General features: G+C 56.5%; 18 protein-coding genes and 1 pseudogene. 16 read left to right on the top strand and 3 right to left on the bottom strand.

All coding sequences use genetic code 11. The features are described 5' to 3' along the window. The first annotated feature begins 139 nt into the window (after positions 1-139). From ABD735_RS09990 to ABD735_RS09945, 10 genes are all read left to right on the top strand, one after another. Positions 140-1,477: a glycosyl hydrolase family 18 protein gene (locus ABD735_RS09990; protein WP_344805890.1), complete on the top strand. Its 1,338-nt coding sequence runs from the start codon at positions 140-142 to the stop codon at positions 1,475-1,477. A gap of 225 nt (positions 1,478-1,702) precedes the next feature. Then, positions 1,703-2,680 (top strand): hydrogen peroxide-inducible genes activator, encoded by a 978-nt coding sequence (locus ABD735_RS09985; protein WP_344805888.1) that lies wholly within the window; start codon positions 1,703-1,705, stop codon positions 2,678-2,680. Beyond that, complete coding sequence (gene recG / locus ABD735_RS09980; protein ID WP_344805886.1) at positions 2,662-4,860, top strand: ATP-dependent DNA helicase RecG; 2,199 nt, start codon at positions 2,662-2,664, stop codon at positions 4,858-4,860. The genes ABD735_RS09985 and recG overlap by 19 nt, the downstream gene beginning before the upstream one ends. Before the next feature lie 77 nt (positions 4,861-4,937). Continuing rightward, on the top strand, positions 4,938-6,377 hold the full coding sequence (locus ABD735_RS09975) for an aminoacyl-tRNA deacylase and HDOD domain-containing protein (protein ID WP_344805884.1): 1,440 nt from the start codon (positions 4,938-4,940) through the stop codon (positions 6,375-6,377). Positions 6,378-6,854: 477 nt separating this feature from the next. After that, positions 6,855-7,919 carry an SDR family oxidoreductase gene (locus ABD735_RS09970; protein ID WP_344805882.1) on the top strand — a complete coding sequence of 355 codons (1,065 nt, stop codon included), beginning with the start codon at positions 6,855-6,857 and terminating at the stop codon, positions 7,917-7,919. 51 nt (positions 7,920-7,970) lie between these two features. Further along, complete coding sequence (locus ABD735_RS09965; RefSeq protein WP_344805880.1) at positions 7,971-8,432, top strand: CBS domain-containing protein; 462 nt, start codon at positions 7,971-7,973, stop codon at positions 8,430-8,432. 203 nt (positions 8,433-8,635) lie between these two features. Further along, positions 8,636-9,154 carry an Imm44 family immunity protein gene (locus ABD735_RS09960; protein ID WP_344805878.1) on the top strand — a complete coding sequence of 173 codons (519 nt, stop codon included), beginning with the start codon at positions 8,636-8,638 and terminating at the stop codon, positions 9,152-9,154. 471 nt (positions 9,155-9,625) lie between these two features. Further along, the gene (locus ABD735_RS09955; RefSeq protein ID WP_344805876.1) at positions 9,626-9,943 is read left to right on the top strand and encodes a DUF4258 domain-containing protein; all 318 of its coding nucleotides are present in this window, start codon (positions 9,626-9,628) and stop codon (positions 9,941-9,943) included. Continuing rightward, positions 9,940-10,164 carry a hypothetical protein gene (locus ABD735_RS09950; RefSeq protein WP_344805874.1) on the top strand — a complete coding sequence of 75 codons (225 nt, stop codon included), beginning with the start codon at positions 9,940-9,942 and terminating at the stop codon, positions 10,162-10,164. Before ABD735_RS09955 ends, ABD735_RS09950 begins: the two co-directional genes overlap by 4 nt. Positions 10,165-10,321: 157 nt before the next feature. Continuing rightward, entirely contained in the window at positions 10,322-10,708 is a 387-nt protein-coding gene (locus ABD735_RS09945; protein WP_344805872.1) for a DUF4279 domain-containing protein, read from the top strand. Between the two features lie 101 nt (positions 10,709-10,809). Here the strand turns inward: ABD735_RS09945 and ABD735_RS09940 are convergent, their stop codons facing one another. Together ABD735_RS09940 and ABD735_RS09935 are read right to left on the bottom strand one after the other, a co-directional pair. Next, positions 10,810-11,064: a Txe/YoeB family addiction module toxin gene (locus ABD735_RS09940; protein ID WP_344805870.1), complete on the bottom strand. Its 255-nt coding sequence runs from the start codon at positions 11,062-11,064 to the stop codon at positions 10,810-10,812. Next, complete coding sequence (locus ABD735_RS09935) at positions 11,061-11,312, bottom strand: type II toxin-antitoxin system Phd/YefM family antitoxin (protein ID WP_344805868.1); 252 nt, start codon at positions 11,310-11,312, stop codon at positions 11,061-11,063. The genes ABD735_RS09940 and ABD735_RS09935 overlap by 4 nt, the downstream gene beginning before the upstream one ends. A 415-nt stretch (positions 11,313-11,727) precedes the next feature. On the opposite strand from ABD735_RS09935, the pseudogene ABD735_RS09930 reads away from it, so the two are divergent. The 4 genes and pseudogenes from ABD735_RS09930 to ABD735_RS09915 form a co-directional block, all read left to right on the top strand. Continuing rightward, positions 11,728-12,298 (top strand): annotated as a pseudogene (locus tag ABD735_RS09930) (IS3 family transposase); the annotation flags it as partial. A 259-nt stretch (positions 12,299-12,557) separates the two neighbouring features. Beyond that, positions 12,558-13,076, top strand: coding sequence for a lipocalin family protein (locus ABD735_RS09925; RefSeq protein ID WP_344805866.1), 519 nt, complete (start codon positions 12,558-12,560; stop codon positions 13,074-13,076). A gap of 210 nt (positions 13,077-13,286) precedes the next feature. After that, positions 13,287-13,880 carry a HupE/UreJ family protein gene (locus ABD735_RS09920; RefSeq protein ID WP_344805864.1) on the top strand — a complete coding sequence of 198 codons (594 nt, stop codon included), beginning with the start codon at positions 13,287-13,289 and terminating at the stop codon, positions 13,878-13,880. Further along, on the top strand, positions 13,877-14,482 hold the full coding sequence (locus ABD735_RS09915) for a HupE/UreJ family protein (protein WP_344805862.1): 606 nt from the start codon (positions 13,877-13,879) through the stop codon (positions 14,480-14,482). Before ABD735_RS09920 ends, ABD735_RS09915 begins: the two co-directional genes overlap by 4 nt. An 83-nt stretch (positions 14,483-14,565) precedes the next feature. On the opposite strand, the gene ABD735_RS09910 is transcribed toward ABD735_RS09915, so the two are convergent. Next, positions 14,566-15,828 carry a S8 family serine peptidase gene (locus tag ABD735_RS09910; RefSeq protein WP_344805860.1) on the bottom strand — a complete coding sequence of 421 codons (1,263 nt, stop codon included), beginning with the start codon at positions 15,826-15,828 and terminating at the stop codon, positions 14,566-14,568. A gap of 94 nt (positions 15,829-15,922) precedes the next feature. Here ABD735_RS09910 and ABD735_RS20170 point away from each other — a divergent pair, with 94 nt between their 5' ends. Then, positions 15,923-16,195, top strand: a complete 273-nt coding sequence (locus ABD735_RS20170; RefSeq protein WP_425548601.1) for a DUF167 domain-containing protein — start codon at positions 15,923-15,925, stop codon at positions 16,193-16,195. A 28-nt stretch (positions 16,196-16,223) separates the two neighbouring features. Beyond that, positions 16,224-17,159 (top strand): M14 family metallopeptidase, encoded by a 936-nt coding sequence (locus tag ABD735_RS09905; protein ID WP_344805858.1) that lies wholly within the window; start codon positions 16,224-16,226, stop codon positions 17,157-17,159. Positions 17,160-17,231: the final 72 nt, after the last annotated feature.

Below are 17,231 nucleotides of genomic sequence, written 5' to 3'. Positions count from 1 at the left end.
TTCTCTCAAGACCTGTCAGCGGCCTGCCTCATCCAAACGGTTGAGCGATAACCAACCTTCTGAACGATTCGCACAGCCCGCAGAGAGCCTACCCTAGAGCGTTCTTAAATCCCCTCAACCAAAAAAGGAACGCAGGGATATGACATCAAGGAGCGTCAGACGCGGCATGCTGACTCTGGCATTGGCGGCACTATTTGCAGCCGGGCCAGCCGCCGCCTTCAAGGTGGTCGGCTATTTCCCGACCTGGCAGGGTGATGTGAACAGCATCCCTTACGAGCGGTTGACCCACATCAACTATTCCTTTGTATTGCCAACCGCGAACGGCGGCTTGCAGGCCCTGCCTGGTGGCGGGGCACGACTGAACAACCTGGTCAATCAGGCGCACGCAAAAGGCGTCAAAGTGCTCATTGCGGTCGGCGGCTGGAATGATGGTGATGATTCGGCTTTCATCAGCCTGGCGGCCAATAGCAGCTCCAGAGCCAACTTCGTCAGCAATATCGTGAATTTCGTCAACCAGTACGGTCTCGATGGTGTGGATATCGACTGGGAATATCCCAACGCCGGTGCCGAGGCGAATAATTTCCGGATATTGATGCAGGATCTCAATCGCGCTCTCAAGCCACGCGGTAAGCTGCTGACGGCGGCGGTGACTCATAACGACTGGCCAGGCAGTGTAGGTTCGGCGGTCATCGAAGCCGTCGACTTCCTCAATCTCATGGTCTACGACCTCAACTATCCGCACTCGACTTATCAGGCGGCGCAAGCAGCGCTCACACACTGGAAGTTCAACGAGGGTCTACCCAAGAGCAAGGCGGTACTAGGCGTGCCGTTCTACTCACGCACAAATTATCTCGCCTATCGCGACATTATCGCGCGCCATGGCGCAAGCGCTGCCCAGGTTGATAACGCCGGTGGCCTGGACTACAACGGACAGCCGACTATCAAGGCCAAAGCCGAACTCGCGCTGGATGAAGCCGGGGGCATCATGTTCTGGGAGATCTCGCAGGATACCCGTGACAACCTCTCGCTGATGAAGACCATCTGGGATACCGTTGGCCACGCAGCCGGTGGTAACGGCGACAACGGTGGCGGTGATGACAATGGCGGCGGCGGTGGCAACCCGACCGACAGCTATCCTGACTGGAACAGCAACACCTATTACGCCGTAGGCGCCATCGTGCGCTACGAGGGCAGACTGTACATCGCGGAACATGCAAATCCCGGTTATAGCCCAACCATCAGCACCTGGTTCTGGGACCCCTATACCGATACCGGGGGCGGCAACAATGGCGGTGACAACGGTGGCACCCAGACCTACCCGGACTGGCGGGCAGGAACGCAGTATGCGAAAGGCGCTGTGGTCAGATTCAATGGCAAGTTATATGTCGCCGAGCACGCCAACCCTGGCTACGATCCCACGATCAGCACCTGGTATTGGGATCCGTACACACCAGCCTCCGGCGTCGACCCAGGGTGAAATAATGGTGGCGGCGATGATGGGCTGCTCTGGTAGCAGCATCGTGGAATGGAGCTGCCTCGACTGTAACTAGTATCCCCTCTGGCCCGGAAGCGCTGCTGTTTCCGGGCACCCTGCTAAAAAGTCTTTAACTATTGAAACAATTGAAATACATTGGCTGAGGCTATATATCTTGAGGTAGGCCACGCGTCCGCGGTGGACCAAGGTTTCAGGAGTGCCCGACCAATGACCCTTACAGAACTGCGCTATATCGTCACGCTCGCAGAGGAGCGTCATTTCGGCCGGGCCGCCGAGCGCTGTCATGTCAGCCAACCCACCCTGAGTGTGGCCGTGAAGAAGCTGGAAGACGAACTGGCTATCACCCTGTTCGAGCGCAGCAAGAGCAGCATCGCCATTACCGATATCGGCATACGCATCATCGAGCAATCACGTCATGTGCTTGATGAAATCGGCGTGCTGAAGAATATCGCGCAGTCGGGCAAGGATCAGCTGGGCTCGTCATTGCGGCTTGGCGCCATCCTCACCGTTGGGCCCTATCTGTTTCCCCATCTCACCCCACAGGTCAGGCAGGCGGCACCGAACATGCCGCTGTATATCGAAGAAAATTATACCTCTGCCCTGCGGGAGCGGCTGCGTCATAACGAACTCGATGCCATCATCGTCGCACTCCCGTTCTCCGAACCCGAGGTGCTGACCAAGCCCCTCTACGATGAGCCTTTCGTGGTGCTCATGCCAGCCGACCATCCGCTGACCAAGTTCAAGGCGATACCGACCGATGCCTTGCCCGTTGATGAGCTGCTCCTGCTCGGCCCCGGCCACTGCTTTCGTGACCAGGTCATCGAGTCATGTCCGCAGTTGACCGAGCGCCTGCGTGACCTTGACCGCGGCCAGAGTATGTCCCAGCAGCGTAGCGGGCAGCGCGGCGACCCGCGGCAGGTGCAAAGTGGCAACGGCCGCCTGATGACCGAAGGCACCAGTCTGGAAACCATACGCCACATGGTGGCCTCCGGGCTCGGCATCACCGTTCTGCCGGCCTCGGCCGCGCTGACCGATCGCTACAGCCCCGGCGTCCTCACGGTACGACCGTTCGAGGCACCTTCACCGTTCAGAACGGTCGGCCTGGCCTGGCGGGTCAGTTTTCCCCGGCCCAAGGCCATCGACGTGCTCACCAGAGCGGCGGGGCAGTGTCGGATACTGGATTGAGCCAGGGCGCGAGCAGGGTCGCGCATCCCAGTGAACAAGCCATCGAGCAGCCGGTCGACTGCCTGAAGGGTATTGGGCCCGCCCTCAGTGAGAAGCTGGCGCTGGCCGGCATCGTGACCGTCAGAGACCTGCTGCTTCATCTGCCTCTTCGGTATGAGGACCGCACCCGCGTAGTGCCGATCGCCAGTCTCAAAATCGGCCGCGGCTGCCGAATCTGCTGCACGGTGGTCAGTGCCCAGAGTGAACAGGGTCGGCGCCCCAGTCTTTTCGTACGGGTGCAGGATGCGACCGGTACCTGTGGGTTGCGCTTCTACTACCCCTCGGCTGCCTTGCGAAACCTGTATCTGCCAGGTGTGCTCCTGGATCTTTTTGGCGAGCCGCGGCCGGGCCGCAACGGGGTGGAGTTCTATCATCCCGAAGTCATGCCGGAAGGTACCCCTGATGCCGGGGAAGACGACGGAGCTGAGGAGGCAGGAGGAAGCCGCGCGCTGATGGCTGGACTCAACACGCCGCGTCTGACGGCCGTGTACCCGGCCCTGGCAGGCCTCGCACAGACACAGCTGCGTCAGCTCATCGTCCAGTCGCTCGGACTGCTTCGCTCCGCCACGCTCATCGAACATTTGCCAAGGCCGCAAGGAGCGCTCACCGCGCCCGAGAAAACCGTGCTCCACTGCGGGCTGAGCCAGGCGCTGCACATCGTTCACCAGCCCGAACGCCTGGCGATGGCAGAAGACGACGCGCCCGAGGCGGTGCGTGCCGACCGCTCACCCATCGAGCTCGCCCAGGATCGGCTTTCGCTAGAGGAACTGCTCGCCCATCACCTCAGCCTGCTGCGCCTGAGGAAGCAGATGAAATCGCGCCAGGGGTTCGTCGTCGATGGTAAGCCCAGGCTCAGTCAGCAGCTCCAGGCCACACTGCCGTTTCGGCTGACTGGCGCGCAGCAGCGGGTGATGCAGGAGATTCGCGCCGATCTCGCTACCGGCCAGCCGATGCAACGTCTGCTTCAGGGCGATGTCGGGTCCGGCAAGACCCTCGTTGCCGCGTTGTCGGCGCTCGACTGCATCGATAGCGGCTTACAGGTGGCGTTGATGGCCCCAACCGAAGTACTTGCCGAGCAACATATCGACAGCTTTCGCAGCTGGTGCCAGCCACTTGGCGTCAGCGTCCAGCTGCTCACCGGCTCCATGCGGGGCGCTGAGAAAAAAGCGGTCAAGGCGCTTATCGCCAGTGGCAGCGCGCAAATCGTCATCGGTACCCATGCGCTGTTCCAGAAGGACGTCCTGTTTCGGCAGCTCGGGCTGATCATCATCGACGAACAGCATCGCTTCGGCGTCGGCCAGCGCCTGGCCCTGAAAGACAAAGGCCGTCAGCCCCACCAGCTGGTGATGACCGCCACACCGATTCCGCGCACGCTGGCGATGAGTATCTACGCCGACCTGGACACTTCTGTTATCGATGAACTCCCACCGGGTCGGCAGATCATTCAGACCAGTGTGGTGCCCTCGAAGCGCCGCGAGGATCTCATCGAGCGGATAGCGCATGCCCTGTCTGAGGGCGCCCAGGTCTACTGGGTCTGCACGCTCGTGGCCGAGTCAGAAGCCATCGAGAGTCAGGCTGCCGAATCGACCGCCACCATGCTGGCTGCGGCGCTGCCCGGCTTCAGTGTCGGCCTGGTGCACGGCCAGATGAAGTCGGATGCCAAGCGCATGGTCATGCAGCATTTCAAGTCAGGCGAAATACAGCTGCTGGTGGCGACCACGGTGATCGAAGTGGGCGTGAACGTGCCCAACGCCAGCCTCATGGTGATCGAGAACTCGGAAAGGCTGGGTCTGGCTCAACTGCATCAGCTCAGAGGTCGCGTCGGCCGAGGCGCCAAGCAGAGCTACTGTCTGCTGGTCTACGATGCGCCACTGTCGCAACTGGCAAAACAGCGCCTGCAGACCATGCGCGAAAGCCACGATGGCTTCTATATCGCCGAAAAGGATCTTGAAATCAGAGGCCCTGGCGAAGTGCTCGGTGTCCGACAGGCAGGGTCGCTCAACTTCAGGATCGCTGATCTGCAGCGAGACCAGCATCTGCTGCCGCTGGTCAAGAAGCTGGCTGCAGCCGCCACGCCAGCCCTCGAATCCGAGTTGAGTACACGTTGGCTTCAGCACCGGATGCAGTTCGTCGAGGTGTGACCGGCTGCTGAAGATGGCGCTCGAATGCGGCCTGGCAAACGTGTGATTTTGGGATCTACTGCTAGAATTTCCTGTATATGACTCAACATGACGGCGACAGTCGCACAGGTACCAGCATGGCTATTCCCAATGCAGTAGAGCAGGTGTATTCCTCACTTCTCGACGAAGTCGAATCCACGGCCAATCCACTTGCCCGCCCTGTCAGTGTCAACCCAGAGAGCGTTCAGCCCGAGCAGCGGGTACGCAGCCAGATCTTGCACGATGCCATGGGGCGTGTGCAGGTGCTCATGCCGGTCAATGCCCTGCTCGATCTTGAAGACCTGAACCAGCAACTTGGCCGCGATCTCCGGGCTGTATCAATCATTGAAACTGAAGTGCTGTGCTCACGCTTCGGCTGGAGCAGTATTCCAGCCATTCCGGCGATCACCCAGATGCCCTGCATTGTGGAGCAGTCGCTGATGGCTCAGGACAGGGTGGTGATCGATGGCGAATATGACAATAGCTGCATCGCGCTCGATAAGGCCTTGTTTGCCAGTCTGCATCAGAAGTCGCGAGTCCTCCACTTCAGTCAGCCGCTGGAATTGCTGCGCGTCAATCGTAATGCGCCCGAGAAGGACCACGAACAGATCGTCAAGGCCATTCAGAGTCTGACCAGCCTCAGAATCGAGAAACGCCTGCAGGACACGCTCGAGCTACCGCCATTGCCGCAGACGGCACAGCGCATCATCCAGCTCAGGGTCGACCCCAACGCAGGTGTGTACGATCTCTCCGATATCGTCGAAACAGATCCGGCTTTGGCCGCTCAGGTCGTCAGCTGGGCCCGTTCTTCGTTCTACGCCGCCCCAGGCAAGATCAGTTCCGTGCACGATGCCATCATGCGAGTGCTGGGCTACGACCTGGTCATGAACCTCTCGATAGGCCTTTCGCTCGGCAGCATGCTGAGAATTCCAAGGAACGTACCTGAAGGGTTTACGCCTTATTGGGAGCAGGCCGTCTGGACTGCGACGCTCAGTGGCGCGTTGGCGGACGCCATCCCCCGGGCGCTGCGACCCGATCGAGGGCTCTGTTATCTGGCAGGGCTGCTGCACAACCTCGGCTACCTCGTGCTGGCCCATGTATTTCCGCCGCATTTCGAACAGGTCAACCGTATCTGTGAAGTAAACCCGCACCTGGACTCGGAATTGTGTGAGCAGCATGTTCTCGGCGTCAACAGAGAGCAGATTGGTAGCCGTCTGATGTACATCTGGAACATGCCGGATGAGCTCGTCGACGCTATTCGACAGCAGAAAAATGTGCTGCCTGAAGACGCACCCTCGCAATACGCGAAGGTGCTGTTCCTGGCGACACAGCTGCTCAGACGGCAGGGCATTGGCCAAGGCCCAGTCATCGAGATGCCAGAAGAGTTGTTCGCTTCGCTCGGCCTGTCCCGGGACACCGCCGACACCGTTGCCGAGACGCTGTTCGACATGTCAGATGAAATCAGGAGTCTGGCCAGCCAACTCTCGCCTGACGTCTAATTTTTTTACAACCTTCAGAATCAATGCCTTCAGCGCCAGACGAATCCTGGCCTGCAGGCCTCCCCGTGGCTGCTCAACCCACCATATCCCATGACTTCTGTAAGCAAATGCAGCCTCAGGTATCCGCAAGTAGAACTGCGGTTGCGGGATGTTTGCGGGGCGGCTAACGCTGTTATACGATTGTCGAATGACTTTACAGTCTTGGTGCGTTTCAGGCTGATCAGTCCAGTCCGGCCAGACTAGATATCAATTTGTTATTTTTAAGCTATTGATATTAAGATGAATGTTGAATTATGGCCCAGGAATAGCTATGTTACAGGTATATATCAAGGTTATTGGTATATTAACTCTCTGTTCGTTGCGAGGGCGAAACTCGCAAAGGATAAGCGTTAGTGCTATGGCGGTGATTGTTAGCTCTCCCACTGATTCAGTGAGGAGAGCTTTTTTATGTCCGCCGTTTAGTGGCGCGGCCCTGTCGTGCAGCTAGGGCCCTTCAATCAAGCGGCTGAAGACACTGGTGTTGCCGGTTTCGGCGAGCCAAGCGCTGGCGCCAGGCAAAAATTGCTCGTCACCGGGGCCAGTGGCTTTCTGGGTAGCGAAATCTGCTATCAGGCCGCCTCTGCTTATGAAGTCTACGCACTCAGTCACGAGCGCGCTGTACCTGATACGCTCGCCGCCTGGCGCTCGCGCATCGATCTTTGTGATGCCGACATGCTGTCCGCACTGTTTCATCAATTCAAGCCTCAACTCGTCGTTCACTGCGCGGCCATGAGCTCGCCAGAGGCCTGTGAGGAGGACCCGGTAGCGTCCGAGCTGATCAATATACAGAGCACACGCCTGCTCGCAGCACTCTGCGCCGAAACCGGCTGCCGGCTGATCTTCACGTCAACCGATCTCGTCTACGATGGTCTGCTGGGGCATTACGACGAAACAGCGCAGCCGCGGCCGGTCAACACATACGGCCGGCACAAGGTGGAAGCAGAGCAGGCCGTCAAGGCTTCTGGCTGTCATGGCATCATCTGCCGTCTTCCGCTGTTATTCGGTCACGGGCGCCTGCAACCGTCGCCGATGGAGCGCACGCTTGAGCGCTGGGCTGCTGGCGAAACCGTTACCGGCTTCAGTGACGAATACCGCTCCACCATCAGTTATGCCGCAGCGGCCAGAGGCCTGCTGCAGCTGGCCGAGTCAGTGCCAAGGCATCAGATGCAACTGCTGCATCTGGGTGGCCTGCAAACCGTTTCAAGATTCGAGTTCCTGCAAGCGCTGGCCGAGCGCTTGCAGCATTATTGCGAGCAACGGGTCGATGCCACGGACAATCATCGCCGTCCGGCACATCCCACGTTGGTCAGCGCTGCCGCGAGTGCGATGGCCTACACGAAGAGCGGTTTGCGTGAGCAGGCGAGATTACTCGCAGCCAGACCAGCCGATGTCAGCCTGGACAGCCGCGCCGCGCGCGAGTTCGATTTGCGCATGCCCTTTCTCGACAATCAGCTCGACGCTGCACTGAACTGTTATGATGAAGCGTACCACCAGAAACGATAGCGGCTCCTGAACTGGAGCGGCGCAAGTACAGGTGTAATGGAGGACTCGGCTATGGTAACGATGCAGGAAATGATGAGCACGCCAGTGCGAACACTGTCACCGGATGATTCTGTACTGGATGCGCGCCGGGCTATGGCCGAATGGCGCGTTCGGCATATTCCCATACTCTCGGTGCATGAGATTCCGGAAAAACGCCGGCTCGTCGGCATCGTGAGTCGCGGCGATCTGCTCGCGGCGATGGATTCTGATATCTATGCGATGACGGAGGACGAACGGGCGGAACATGAAGCCAGTATCAGCCTCGAACGCATCATGACGAAAAATGTCGCCACTGCGTCTCCAGAAACGGGCATGGCCGATGGCGCCAATTTCCTGCTCAATCGCAAGGTCGGCTGCCTCCCCATCGTTCGTGAAAAGCAGGTCATCGGCATCGTGACAGACCATGATTTCGTGCGGGCTACGCTGAAATTACTGGAGCGTCTGGAAACAGAATCGCCGGTCGAAAACGATTAACACGGTCTGCACTCCTGTCCTTCACGGTCCTGGTGCTTCGTAAGCCCGGACACCGGCGCTTCAATTCATCAGCCTCATCGCTGCAAGTGGCTGTTGTGGAGTGAGTTTTTTTCGAGGCGTCCGGGTTTAGTGAGCGCGGTTGTGCTCTGTTTGCACGGGTGCGTTGTTTTACTCATGCTGGTGTCAATTAGGCGCGATATTGATTGGCTTTGTTGGTCGGTATGGCGCTGAATACAAGGGCTTTTTTGGTGGAGGCAGTACAGTCGGTTGAGGAAGGAGGCGCGGGCTTACTGAGCGCGCATTATAATAAGCTGTTAGCGGTACAAAATATGCGCTTCTTCATTAGCGGTGAGCTAGACTCAGAAATTGCAGAGGTGTTCCGGGCGATACGTCAGCAGGTTGAGAAACAGCTAAATGAGCACTTGGCCGGGCAAATGTATGGTTCAGCAATAGAGAAGATTGCACTCGCACCCATCATCCGTGGGCCGCGATTCAGTCCTGCTTCAGAACGAAGGTTGGTCCAGCACAAGAGTAAGACTGCTGATTACCGGCTTGTCATCGAGTACGATCGGTTTCTAAATGGATCAGAGCAAGTTCGTAGGCAGCTTCTAGTGGAAAATCTGCTCCTAGCCGTAGATGATCTTGGCCGAAAACTTGGTAATAAATTTGAAGGCCAGCGCCTCGCCCAGGATATTTCAACTCTTTTTAGGCTGCCAAGTTAAGCCGCTAACAAGGCGCTGCAACCGACCGTCGGCAACTGTCACCTTTTGTGCAGAGCACAAAAAGCGCCAGTTACCTCCGGCGGCTGAGCGCAGCGTTATTTGTCGGCAGTGTCGCGGTAGGCCTCGGCGGGAGTAGTCCCTGGAGGCACCAGCTTTGGTTCGGTAGTCCGCCTTAGCTGCAGAATTCAGCTAATCTTTTGGCAAGCTCCGCCGATCGGGATTATGAGGCCGGTTGTAGTCTCGATCAGCGAGTCTGGACCGGCTTTCGAAGACGACATAGTCTCAATAGTGCAGGTTTTACGGCATGGGTAATTTGATCGAGACAGCCGGGTTTCAAGAGTGCAGCGTCTTCAAGCCCACGCCAAATAACAAGTGGTTGCTGCAGTCGCCAAGGCGCGGTGCGCCTTGGTACCTTCGCTGCGCTCAGCGCAGCAGAACCAAGCGTTACGCATACAAGGATAGAGGTTCTTTTTGATTCTGAATCGAATAGCAAAGTTGGTAGCTTCCGACGAAGTACGTATCTCTGCTCATGGCTATGATGAGCTCGCAGAGGACGATCTATCGGTTCGTGATATTCTAGATGGTGTGAAGTCTGCTGTTGCAGTTGAAGAGTACCCGGAATTCCCAAAAGGGCAGTCGGTACTAGCTTTGCAACAAGATGGTTCCGGTAACCCGGTTCATGTGGTGTGGGGCATCCCCAAAGGACGTGACACTCCAGCCGTTTTAATCACTGCTTATCGTCCTAGCACGACTCGCTGGGATTCGACTTTTCTGAGGAGACTGAAATGAGCGGTACCACTAGAACAAAGTACATTCATTACGGGCAACTCGTTGCAGAAGTAGAAGTTGAGTTGCTGGATGACGATGAGAGTTGGGGGCCGCATCTTTCGAAGGAGGATGCGCTGAAGCTAGACGACGTCCGAAGCGCGTTGCGTAGTGGAAACATTGAAGAAGCTGCTCGATTCGGTACTGTGTACGAGCTGCACCAAGTGGCCTCACAACGTGCGTAACAAGGCCATGCAAGGGACAATTTTCCGCTCCGTGTTCTGTGCTTTCGCTTCGCTCAATGTTTGCACAGAACACTCCGCTCCAAATTGCCCATGATGGCAGCGTTATACGTAAGGAACTATGGCGATAATCTCTAGAACAGTGGCTTCATTAAGAGTCATGGGTGACGAACTAATTCCATCTGATATCACCGCAAAGCTTGGTTGTGAGCCTACGCGCGAGATGATCAAGGGCGAGCCCTTTTGTTGGAGTAAAAATAGCAAGCCTCGTATTGCTCGGTCTGGGATGTGGCGACTAGAAGCTGCGGAAAGAGAACCGGGCGACCTAGATTCTCAGGTATCAGAGCTGCTCGCTCAGCTAACAAGCGATCTTGATATATGGGCGGCGTTATCTCGTCAATATAGCATGGACATATTTTGTGGTGTGTTCATGGAGACTTCGATGGAAGGTATTGGTTTAACTGCAGATACAATGTTGGCACTTGGCCAACGAGGGTTAGAGATTGACTTTGATATCTACGGCCCTGACGACGATGAAAACGTATAACAAGTTGCTGCTACGGTCATCGCACAGTTGGCATCTTTTCTGCTGCGCTTCGCTGGCAAAAAAGCCGCCAACTGTACGCTGCCGCAGAGCAAGGCGTTAAATCAGTAGTGGTATCGAAGCTGGGCGATAAGTAAAGCGTCATCCGTGACCTTGTAAACCATTCGGTGGTCTTCATTGACCCGCCGGGACCAATAATCGGCGAGGCTGTGTTTGAGAGGCTCCGGTTTACCAATGCCTTCGAACGGTTCTCGCTTGGTCTCTTTGATCAGCTTATTGATTCGGTTAAGGATCTTTTTGTCAGTTTTCTGCCAGTACAAATAGTCTTCCCAGGCGTTCTTGGAGAAGATGAGTTTCATTCAAGAAGTCCCTTTTCTTGACCACCACCTTGCTCGAGCTCGGCGACGGACTCCAACAAACGACGGGCGTTTTTTGGTGCGCGCAGGAGGTATGCGGTCTCTTGCAATGCCTCGTAGTCCTCAAGCGAGATCATCACCACGGACTGCGACTTGCTCCGGGTAATGATCACAGGGGAATGGTCTTCACAGACCTGCTCCATGGTTTTCGCTAGATTGGTTCTAGCGGCTGTATAGCTAATGGCATCCATAAGGTTTCTCCTGTACAGGATGTTGACCATGTTCAGAATACCGTACGCTAAAGGATTTAACAATCGGCTCCACAGCGACCGATTTTCCGCCGCTTCGCGGCTCCATACCGGCGAGTGAGAAAGGCGTTAGTCATAATTTATGAACCGACGATTTTGGGAAACGGACCATTTTGGTGCGACAAAATCTGAGGCTTTGCCTATTCGTCTCAGAGTTGGATGAAGTAGGCAATGAACAAGCTCCCGAGCAGAACAGCTCGGCGGGCTATGTAGACTGTCCTTCGATCATAAACATTTCTTGCCTAAACTTTTTGGTTAGGAGGAACTCTATGAGCAAACAACGATACGCCCCCGAATTTAAAGACGAAGCGGTGAGACAGGTGGTCGAACGTGGCTGATACGCGAATCCTATTAAGCAAGTGATGGCGTTTATGGTGCGCGTCGAGTCTTTTTGGATCTGCGCGAGACCGGCGAACGGTGTGGGAAAAATCGTGTTGCCCGGATTATGCAGGTGAAACGGATCAAGGCCTTGCGTGGCTACAAAGCTCCTCGACAGATTGTTGACGACCGTCGCTGGTGACGCCGAACAATCTTGATAAAGCGTTTACGGTCGAGAGCCCAGCCTGAATCGAGAAATTGTACTGGACGCGCTACTCATGGCTGTCTGGCGACGGCGGCCGAAAGAACGTGTACTGGTGCATTCGGATCAGGGCTCTCAGTACAGCAGCGATGACTGGATACGATTTTGTAGCCAGCACAACCTGAAGCCCAGGACGAGCCGGCGGGGAAACTGCTGGGACCATGCCGTGGCCGAGTCATTTTTCAGCAGCCTGAAAAAAGAGCGGATCAAACGGCGCATCTACATGACACGCGAACTCGCCAAGGCGGATATATTTGATTATATCAAAGTGGTCTACAACCGCCGAAGACGGCATAGCCATCTGAACGGGCTCAGTCCCGATCAGTTCGAAGTAGTAGCCTCAAAATGAGCGCGAGACCTGTCAGAGATAGTGGGGGCAGTCCACCATGGTGACTCCGCTTCACCAGCAGAGCCTTGATATGCCACCGCGCATTGCAACGCTGAACCGGCTGTACGTTGAGTGTAGTGATCGATAAGTCCCCGTCTCACCACCTCGCTTCTGATCCTCACAGCGCTTGGGCGCGTAGCCAGAGCAAGCACGCTCATAGTCAGCAAAAGCGTTCAGTTGGCTACCGGAGACAAAACCTGAGATCAAAGAGGTGGACCGATTGAAACATTCAAGACGATTTCTGGCTGGCTTGTTGCTCCCACTTGTAGGCTGCTCGAGCCATCCGCCTCTGGAAACGGTGCCAAGTATCGACGTGCCTCGATTCATGGGGGAGTGGTATGTCATCGCCCATATACCGACTTTTATAGAGGATGAGTCTCACAACGCCATTGAAGCTTACACGCTGAATGAAGATGGCAGTGTCGCCGTAGATTTCACCTTCAATGACAAGAGTCTCGATGGGCCCTTGAAAGAATATGAATTGACGGCCTTCATCAACGAAGAATTGAATAGCAAATGGCAGGTGCAACCCTTCTGGCCTATTAAGGCCGATTACCGGATCGTCTATCTCGATGAGGCGTATGAGCAGACCGTGATTGCTCGCCCAAGCAGAGACTACGTCTGGATCATGGCTCGCTCCCCAGCCATTCCGGAGGCTGATTACGACAAGATGGTGAAGTACATCGACTCCATAGGGTACGACACCAGGGACATCAGGCGCGTGCCGCACGGCAAATGATAGTGGGCCAGGCGCTGCCGTGCAGAGCGCCCCCCAAGTCGACTCGTGCCAGTCTTGCGAACCAGCTCTGTGCAGGCCCCGGAACTGAATCTGGTAAGATTGCTGAAAGGCGAGCTACCTGAAACTTAACATAATCGATATCCGTACCTGGTTAGGTGATCTGCGGCCGGTCTCACGCCAGCGGAGAATTAAACTCACCAGGGAAGCTACATGAAAACTCGTCATCTATCGTCGCTAGCACTCACAGCATTGCTCTTAACCTTTGCTTCGGCAGCAAGCGCTCATGAAAGCGCCGGCGTTGCCGGAGGATTTATCAGCGGTGTCCTCCATCCAGTTCTCGGTTGGGATCATGTTGTTGCCATGGTCGCAGTCGGCTTGTGGGGCGCCTTTCTAGGCAAGCCTGCAGTCTGGATCCTGCCAGTGGTTTTCCCCCTGGTTATGGCTATTGGCGGCGCGATGGGCGTTCTTGGCATCCCGATTCCAGCGGTTGAAACCGGTATTGCGACATCGGCTGTCGTGCTCGGCGCAATGGTGGCTTTTGCAGTCCGACCGCCTCTCTGGATTGCAGCTGTCATAGTCGGTGCGTTCGCAATTTTTCACGGCCATGCGCACGGGACTGAGCTGCCCAACGCTGCTAGCCCACTGGCCTACAGTATTGGCTTCGTTCTCTCGACTGGTTTGTTGCATCTCTCGGGTATCGCCTTTGGACTGCTTGTGCGCTGGCCAGCGGGCAATGTGGCGGTGCGAGCTGGTGGAGGGCTGATCGCTCTGGCGGGTGTCGGTAATCTGACCGGTATGCTATGAGGTCCGGACGCGTCGGCTTTGGATGCTCATCGCTGCTGATGGTCTCTGAAACAGCGCTGGCGCATAGCCCTATCGAGGGTATCGGCAACTTCTACAACGGCCTGCTTCATCCGGTGTTCGTGCCAGCCCATCTTCTGCTGCTGTTGGCGCTGGGGCTCTTTTTGGGGCAGCGAGGTCTGAGTGCTGTGAAATCGGCTATCGGCCTGTTTGCTCTCGCGGCGATTGCCGGGCTTACTGCTGCATGGTTCTATACCCCTCCCAACGCGGAAATCATGTTGCTGGGTTTATCGGCGATTGTCGGCCTGGCCGTCGCCATCGCCCCAAACGTCACGCGGCTTCCCTGCACTGTACTCGCACTATTGGCTGGCGGTCTGCTAGGCCTTGACTCTGCGCAGGAGGGATTGAGCGGTCAGGATAAACTCATAGCCCTGATCGGCAGTGGCGTTGCCATGTGCTTGTTGTTGTTCTACCCGATGGCGCTTGCTGGTTTCGTCAGGAGTAAGCCGTGGCAGAAAATTGGTGTACGGATCGTGGGGTCCTGGATTGCAGCAAGCTCGCTTCTGGTTCTGGCCCTGTCTCTGTCCACTCAAGCCCAGACGTGAGCTATAACGGAGAGGCTTGAATAAATAGGTTGTTCAAGTTGCGAGTGTTCGTCGCTGCATGAGTATCGAGACAACAGCGCTGGCTACAGGTTTGTCATGGATTCCACAAACTTTTCGACATCAAGGGAGCCCAGGCCGGTCGCAATGTCGTAGCCGGGGCCGGCCGGGTAAGATCCGCCGCCGGCGTACCCAACCTCCACGTCATTGAGAACGGCAGAACTGCTGGGTCCTCCGTTTGCTGGCATAAGCCCGTAGAGGCCGCGTTGTATCGAGTAGGGCGAGGTATGGATGGAGTTCAACATTGGCTTGTTCACGGCCTTCCTGGCCTGATCGGCAATCGCCACCGTGCTTGTAAAGAACGCCGTCGATACCGATGTGCCGCCGATTAAGATCCACCCGCCGATTATAGAGTTATAGACTTGCACGCCCTGCTGAGGATCGGCATTGAAGGCCAGATCGGGGATGGACCGATGCGTCGTGGTGTTGGCTTTCTGAACGGCTGGGATCATCTGGTAACTGGGCATGCTTTCATATAGTGACATCCCAGCACCTGTGGAGGGCCATGCCGTCTCGACGAGAGGATTGACAGCGCTTGGCGTCGTGCCGCCCACCGCGATGACGTCCGGATGCGAGGCCGGAAATTGTACGGTATCGTTGTTGCCCGTTGCCGCGATAAACGCAATGTTACTATTCAAAAATAGGTGAGCCAGTTCGCCATCCCGAGAGGTCTCCTGGGCGCCGAATGGCATTGAGACGATATTCACCCCTAAATTTACAGCAGTTTTTATTGCCGTACTTATATCAGTTCGAGTTGCGGATTTGGCCTCGATGACGTAGACAGTCGCCCCTGGACTCACGGCATTTACCATCTGAACTGCGAGGCAGGTTGCCAAGGCGAAGTTGCTATTCGTGACCTTTCCGGCCTGATTGATGATGTTCAGGGTGATCGGGCGCGCGCTGAAATATGACGCCCATTTGTTGAGATCGTACTGCAGATTCGAATAGTGGTAGGCCGTAATGATGGCTATTTTGATCCCATAGCCTGGCGGCTTGCCATTCGCTCCAGTAGTCGGCACGTTGTAAGCCTCCAGAAACTGCTGAGGCGTCCACCCGCTGGACAGATTCGGACTGGTTGAGCTCAGTGCGAAGATTTCGGAATCCGCAGGCTGGTCCAGCACGTCACCGGCTTGTTGATACTCATCGGCCAGCACGTGAGCATGTTTGAAGTCGTCAGGGGATGAAACCTCCTGCCTGGCGTCCGAGTCACCGCATCCGTGAAGCCCCGCTGTTGCGACCCAAACAGCCAGGTACACACTGCGGCGCGCCAAAGTGGTAAAGTTTTTCATCGTTGTCCTTTTTCGAACCGAGTGGCCTCAACTATAAAAAGCATAGATCTCTTTCAGCGAATAGATACCTGATGGCTTTGCGGTCTCCAGCGCCATGACGGGCCGTCTGAGCGTCAAGGTCGTGCCAGGGGCTTCGCAGAGCAAAATCGCGGGCTTACTGGGTGATGCGATTAAAATTCGGGTCCAGGCGCCGCCGGAAAATGGCCAGGCCAATAAGGCTGTTCTTTCGCTCCTCGCGAAATTCCTGGGGGTGTCCACGAAACAGCTGAGCATTTGCGCAGGCCATACCTCTCAGAATAAGGTCGTCGAAGTGGAAGGACTATCTAAGGCCGAACTTGCCGAAAAGCTTTCTCGACTAGCGAGTTAAACAAGCTCTGAACGGAGAAAAGAGCAACATGAATACGGTGCCCACACCCTATCCAATCGGTACGCCGGGCGTTCCCTGGGGCGAGGTAGAGCGGGCCGATTGGTTGTCGCGACAAAACCGCCGACGCAGCTACGAGTCCGAGGTAATGAGCGTGATCGATAGCCTGCGTTTCCGCTTCGACATCGAAGAATACGGCCGACTCGACTATGGGCTCGACAGGTATCCGATGATGGCGATCCGCAGCGGCGACTGGGACGATAATCTGCCGATCATCCTGGTCACGGGAGGCGTACACGGCTATGAGACCAGCGGTGTATATGGTGCGCTGCAATTCGTCGATCAGCATGCTGCGGCTTACTCGGGCCGTGTGAACCTGCTGGTCGCGCCATGCGTCAGCCCTTGGGCTTACGAGCGCATTCATCGCTGGAATCCGAATGCGGCCGACCCGAACCGCTCGTTCCACGATAGCCTTTCTCCGGAAGAGTCGGCTGAAGAGTCCGCAGCACTTATGCGACTGGTCGCGCCCATCCGCGACCGTGTCTTGATGCATATCGACCTGCACGAAACCACCGATACTGATGAAACAGAATTTCGCCCCGCACTGGCTGCCCGTGACGGCAAGGCCTTCGAGCCGGGTATGATTCCCGACGGTTTCTACCTCGTCGATGACAGCGAGAACCCTCAGCCTGACTTCCAGCAGGCAGTGATCGAGGCGGTGGAACAGGTGACTCATATCGCTCCGGCCGATTCTAAGGGTGAAATTATCGGCTCTCCGATAGCCGCTCGCGGCGTCATCCTGTATCCGCTCAAGCAACTGGGCCTGTGCGCCAGTATCACCAGCGCCCCCTACAGGACCACGACCGAAGTTTATCCAGATAGCCCCTCGGCGACGCCAGAACAATGCAACCGCGCGCAGGTTGTCGCGGTTTGTGCAGCGATCGATTATGCCTTGGCGCACCGGTAGGCGGTGCAGCTGGGAGGAGGCGAAGCTGTCGATTTAGACCTACGCTGTTCGACAAATGAGTACGACATCCAC

This window comes from Allohahella marinimesophila (genome assembly GCF_039538005.1).
Classification (GTDB): Bacteria; Pseudomonadota; Gammaproteobacteria; order Pseudomonadales; family Oleiphilaceae; genus Allohahella; species Allohahella marinimesophila.
Note: the sequence above shows the minus strand (reverse complement) of the source record. Positions and strands in the feature narration are given on the sequence as shown.